Source organism: Microcystis sp. M079S1, from assembly GCF_020246425.1.
GTDB lineage: Bacteria > Cyanobacteriota > Cyanobacteriia > Cyanobacteriales > Microcystaceae > Microcystis > Microcystis aeruginosa.
On record NZ_JADBSZ010000092.1, the window covers coordinates 1 to 5995 of the forward strand.

5 protein-coding genes and 1 pseudogene are annotated in these 5995 nt (G+C 40.2%); 5 read left to right on the plus strand and 1 reads right to left on the minus strand.

Going from position 1 to position 5995, the window contains the following annotated elements; translation table 11 throughout:
- Positions 1–543 precede the first annotated feature (543 nt).
- The 4 genes from IM456_RS05785 (at position 544) to IM456_RS05800 (ending at position 3708) form a co-directional block, all read left to right on the plus strand.
- On the plus strand, positions 544–2421 hold the full coding sequence (locus IM456_RS05785) for a patatin-like phospholipase family protein (RefSeq protein WP_287694046.1): 1878 nt from the start codon (positions 544–546) through the stop codon (positions 2419–2421).
- An 80-nt stretch (positions 2422–2501) separates the two neighbouring features.
- Positions 2502–2780: a hypothetical protein gene (locus IM456_RS05790; protein WP_287694048.1), complete on the plus strand. Its 279-nt coding sequence runs from the start codon at positions 2502–2504 to the stop codon at positions 2778–2780.
- Between the two features lie 258 nt (positions 2781–3038).
- Complete coding sequence (locus tag IM456_RS05795; protein WP_253881458.1) at positions 3039–3272, plus strand: thermonuclease family protein; 234 nt, start codon at positions 3039–3041, stop codon at positions 3270–3272.
- A gap of 40 nt (positions 3273–3312) precedes the next feature.
- Positions 3313–3708: a hypothetical protein gene (locus IM456_RS05800; protein WP_287694050.1), complete on the plus strand. Its 396-nt coding sequence runs from the start codon at positions 3313–3315 to the stop codon at positions 3706–3708.
- 376 nt (positions 3709–4084) lie between these two features.
- Here IM456_RS05800 and IM456_RS05805 read toward each other — a convergent pair.
- A pseudogene (locus tag IM456_RS05805) lies at positions 4085–4969 on the minus strand (IS5 family transposase).
- Between the two features lie 531 nt (positions 4970–5500).
- On the opposite strand from IM456_RS05805, the gene IM456_RS05810 reads away from it, so the two are divergent.
- Positions 5501–5995, plus strand: a 495-nt coding sequence (locus IM456_RS05810) for a nuclease/transposase family protein (protein WP_502866991.1), incomplete at its 3' end; no start/stop codon positions are given.

Sequence of the window (5995 nt, forward strand, 5' to 3'; positions counted from 1 at the left end):
AATCCTTATCTGGCAAGAGATTTAATTGATTAGTTCGCTCCAGATCGCAAACAATTGACAAAAATTGCGGTAATGTCTGTTTCTATAAGGGTTTCATCCCTTATAACCCCCGTCCATTGCATAACACAAACCGAAGAGCCAAAATCTTTTGCCAAGGGAGTGATAAAGTTAGAGTTGATAATTCTCTTTCTCCTAATAATGCCTATTAACATTATTCTGGTTATAATCAACTCCTCCCATTCTCATCATTAGACGTTAATAAAAAAATCAAAGATGTCTGCGGAAAGCCACCACAACCACCAGACTTTTATCGTTAATGATAATGAGAATTTTCAGGAATAATGGTGCAGACTACATAACAGCAGTTTCACTCTGTCAATCATCTCTATCGCCTGGTTAAGTAGGGAGGCACAATTATTTGTAGGATGGGTTAGCGGTAGCGTAAACTATACGGGCGTTGGGTTTCATGCTTCAACCCAACCTACGTTCATCTTATATTTAATTCCACCCACCTACTTAACACTTTGAAAATAGGACAAAATCATGAACACTACGAATTCAAAACAGAAACTAAACTACATTCCACAGATCATCATCGGCATCGGCATAATTGCGATCGCTGTAGTGGTTTGGTGGCACATTCCTGATTCTTTCTGGAAATATCTTTTCTGCTTGCGTGCGCCTATTCTCTGGGGTTTACTGCTGGTGACACTCCCTCTAATAGCTACCTTATGGCTGCCAGCCATGCTGAGAAATTTATTTGTTCTTCGTGGTCCGTGGCAACTTATCTCTGTAATTCTCAGTGCAAACATGGCGGCAATAGGGGTCATTATTAATGCCTATATGCTTCTCAAAGGTGCGCCAGATCGTTTTGGACTATCACCGTGGCTCGAAATTTCTGACATCTGGCAATATGGGTTGGCGATCGCTTTGAGTTTACCGATCTGCTTCACCTCTTATAAGCTTTCAAAAGAGGAAATTAAAGAAAAGAATCCCATCCAAGGAGTGATTTTCAGCGTGTTATTGAGTTTGGTGCTGTTGTTTGCAGTGATTCAGACGAAAACCTGGATATTTACTAACTTTGCTAACAATAAGTTACTCATTAGTTTCGTTGAATTCATTACCAGACATAAAACTGAAGGCTATATTATAGGAACACAGCCAAAACCACAGCAATTCCTTGAAGGTCATCTGAGTAACATCGCTTTTTTTATAGTTGCCTTCATCGTCTATGGCATCATTGGTTGGAAATTTCAGCCACAATCTCAACCATCCGATCAGAAAAAAGAAGCGGCTGCCCTAATGTATGTGATGCTAATCATCATGATGATAGCACCCTTGTCTGGAAGCCTAACCTTCTATTTCGATTACTATCGCGTTCCTGTCTTTCTGCTCTTTGTGGTTATTGTTGCTTTGATGTATGCGCTGTTTAAGGTGGATCACTTTTTTGAATTAAACTTAAATGAGGCAAACAAATACGATCCCAAGGATTTCAAAAAGGCAATAGAAAAACGACTCGAGTATCAAGGAGAAGAAAAGGAAAAGACTTTAGTAGTTGTCTGTGCGAGTGGGGGCGGCATTCAAGCCGCCGGCTGGACAGTTCAAGTTCTGACGGGATTACAAGATATGCTAGGTAATTCGTTTACCAAGTCAATTGGTTTTATTAGCTCTGTTTCAGGTGGTTCAGTTGGAACGATGTATTATCTCGATCGCTTCGATCCCAACAAAACATATCCTGATCGTAATGAGTTTGAAAATATCTTTAAGAGTGCTACTGAAGATAGTTTGGATGCGGTAGGTTGGGGATTAGCTTATCCTGATTTATGGCGCATTGTTGGGCTTCCTTTTTTCGCTCCTAAAATCTGCGATCGCGGAGCAGCACTGGTGACAGATTGGCAAGGAGAGTTAAAAAATCCCAATAGCAAACAATTTTTATCTACTTGGGGCGAACAAATTTTAAATGGTAAAATTCCCATCCCTATTTTCAATGCGACTCTGGTTGAAGATGGTCGTCGATTTCTAATTTCACCGATGACTTTTGGTCATATCAACAAATCAGTGGATTTTAATACCCTTTATGCGGGATATGACATTGATGTTGTCACAGCCGCAAGGCTCTCAGCAACTTTTTCTTATGTCTCGCCTATTTCTCGCTATGTTGGTGAAAATCCACAAGGGAATTATCATATTGCCGATGGTGGCTATTTCGATAATTCTGGTATGGTAACAATGGTGGAATGGCTCAATGAATGGCTAGACCCCCAGAAAGGACTTAACATTAAACGAGTTCTTTTGTTAGAAATCAATGCTTTTCCTGAATCTACTCCCTCGAAATCTAAGATTGAGGGAGGCTGGTTTCAGGCGATAATAGGTCCTTTACTGACCTTATTCAGCGTCCGTGATAAGCTAAACGGCGCTTAACCTGCATGATCCAATAGCTATAACCCTTTTGGAGTCTATATCGGTGATCCGAAGTAAAAGCCGTTTAGCTTACCACCCAGTTGTCTCGAGTTTCTACTGAGGTCGAACTTCTCCAAAAACGATGGGCAAATCAGGTAAAGATCGCATATTGTCCTATCTTTTTTCCAAAGAATGGTAAAAATGGTGAATATAAACCACCTCTGTCTTGGACACTAACGGAAAAGCAAAAACAAAATATTAAAAACGGATGGTGCGGAATTAAGGAGGAAATTGGCAAGCAAATTGGCAAGCAAATTGGGGAGGAGTGGAAAAAATGGGGATTTGAAGACCCATCTCAAAAATCAACCAATGAGAAATAGCCAGCTTCCTACGGTTGCGCTTTATCCCCAATAATTTAATCTGCGATCGCTTTTTTTTGACCTTCAACTGATCCGCGATCACTTTTTGAGGTTTTTATAACTGCGATCGCTACTCAACCGGGCAAATAACCAAGTCACTAAGCTAAACGGCGCTTAACCTGCATGATCCAATAGCTATAACCCTTTTGGAGTCTATATCGGTGATCCGAAGTAAAAGCCGTTTAGCTTATCAATGCTATCGATACCGGGAGCGGAGCGCTGGCGAAGCCAGATCGCTTCGGGCGCACCGTAGCCGAGGTGTACACCAACGGTCAGCTAATTCAACTTCAGCAGGTGAAGGACGGTATGGTTTGGGCTTACGATCGATTCAAGGCTGACTGTCCACAATGGAACGAAATCGAGAAAGCTTTTACCGAGGCTCGCTCGAAACGAAAGGGAATTTTCGGGGGAAACCCGATGCCACCCTGGGAATGGCGACGACGGAATCGGTAGTTTTTTATCTGTAGAGATAGAGAAATTGCAAGGGTAAATTATGAACAGAGACATCATTACTGGAATAGACGGCGAGATTTATGCCAGACGCGATCTGAGTCGGGAGTGGGGCGGGGCGATCGATCTGGGAACGGCGAGAACGGGAAAAAGTTTCGGCGTTGAGGGTCATTTAGGGGAAACTAATTGCCTCGGCGTTTGGGATAGTGTGGACAGACTCAGATTCAGGACTTCGCGTAACCTTCGTCTGGAACTCGCCACCGACCCCAAGGTGATCACCGAGTTGGTCCGATTCGATAGTAAGGGTGTCGCCACCGTCGTCGGTTCGGTTGAATACGGCGCTCGATTATCCTTGAATTTAACACCGGGTCGCTACGGCCTCAGTTTCTTTGTCGAGGGAGATTTGATCTCTTATCAGGTTAATGCGAGTTTTAGCTAGGGAACAAACGATTTCTAGAATCTTAACCATTGAAGCTGTTCTAGCTTCAATGGCCATAACCCAAGAAATAACAATTTGATAGCTGAATGCTGATCGCTGATGACTGATCGCTAACGACTGATGACTGATGACTGATTACTAGAACTCTTGCAAATTAATTATATGTTATAATGGTGAGTTAACTAATTTTCCCAAAAAACATAGTTAATTAGTGCATTTGTTCTGAATGAAAACTTGAAGTTTAACTTTTAACTCAAAACTCTTTAGATATGCTTTAATTTGGTTATCAAAACCTCTTTATTTAAGCGGCACAAACTATCTCAATTTTTATAATTGAGAATAAATTCTCCTTGACTTGATTAATGTTTGGCAACTTTTAATAAGTTGCTATACCTATCCCTAACTCATAGTTATAAACAGCCGCAAACAGGTTAATTCTTAAACTATATCTTCGACGACGATTCCGATATTTACAGGATAAGATTTTCAAGATTTTGAGTTTCCTATTTATAGGTTCAATGATAATCATTTCTTTGGCTAAAGCCTTGTTATAAACCTTCTCTAACTCTGTTAATTTTCTATTTTTCGGTTTCTTTTTCGGTGTATAACTATTACTATGGTATGCAGCTATTCCCTGATAACCACTGTCTTCTTTGCTGGTAGTTAAAGCATGAAAACGAACTCGACTTTTTTTAAATAAACTAAAATCATGACCTCTACCTTTCCCACAAAAGACACAGATAATTTTCCCGATATTTTTATCAGCTACTAATTGGGATTTTCAAGTATGATAACCTCTTTTACCCCAAAAAAATCTTTCTGTTTCTTTTGGGGGCGTTCCCTGGGAGTTTCCGTTACATCCATTACCGTTACGACGGTATCTCTGCTTGATTTAGTAGAGCTTTTTTTCCTTTTAAACGGAAGTTTCCCGATTGTCAAAGCATTTTTTCCGTCTTATTTACAATCCGACCTATAGTTGATTCTGATAGTTGACCGCTTGTACCAATGTGAAAATATGTTCTATATTCTCGCCAATATTCTAACGTTACTAAAACTTGCTTGTTCTTCTATAGATAGTTTAGGTTTCGGTCCCCTTTTAGATGGCTTCGGCGTGAGATCAGCCGAACGCTGAATTAGAGTCGGCTTCAACACTTTTTACTGATTCTACCATCTTTCTGTATGTTTGTTTATACACACCGAAACGGCGTTTGAATTGTTCATCTGATAAGTTTTGATAATCCATATTTTTGCTAATAAACATAGCAAAAGTATAGATGATACTAAATCCCGTTATTAAAGACTGATTATCTATTCCTCCTTTTGCCTATCCTCATAAGTAGCCTATACTCAACGGATTTAGGATGATTTCCTGACCTAAGATCACATTTTATTCTTTTTTCCACTTCCATCTAAAAATTGAGAAAAAAGCCAAACCCTCGATTATACAATAAAAAAATTATGCAAGAGGTCTAGTGAAGTCGCTGGTTTCGCTCTACTCTTTATGGGGCAAGTCTTTCAACCGATTTTACTCCTGCACTCCCGAAAAATTGAGCGAACGATGAGTCCTGACTCGGAGAATACTGACTCGGAGAATACTGACAGCTTTCTTTTGCCTTTGGCCTTTTTACCTAAAATGTCGGATGAATGCCCCCGCTAAATTTTTCGACAAGACATCAACCTTTGCGGGGGATGAAATCCGACCAGAATATCAACCCCAGAGCATCGGTTTAATTCTACCATCTGTGAGTAAACTGTGTTATACTTAACTTAGCCAATGGTCGAGAATTGTTAGATGCTAGTCGTAGAAGCGAAGCTAAAAAACGGAACCCCAGAGCAATATCACCAGCTTGATGAAGCTATCAAAACTTCTCAGTTTGTGCGTAATTCTTGTGTTCGTTATTGGCTAGACAATCAAGGGACAACCCGCAATGATCTTCAAAAGCTTTGTGCTGTACTAGCAGACAATAAAGAGACACCATGGGTTAATAAATTAAACTCTCAAGCTCATCAATCGGCTGCTGATAGAGCCTGGCAATCAATTAATAGGTTTTACCAGAATTGTCATGCTAAGATACCAGGGAAAAAGGGTTTTCCTCGGTTTAAAAAGCATAGTCGTTCGGTTGAGTATAAACTAACAGGCTACAAACTATCTGATGAGCGACGTAAAATCAAGTTCACTGATGGTTTTAAAGCAGGAGAATTTGATTTATGGTGTAATCAAAAACCCTTATTTTATTATTCAGAGCAACAGATTAAACGGGTAAGAGTTGTTAGACGTGCTGACGGT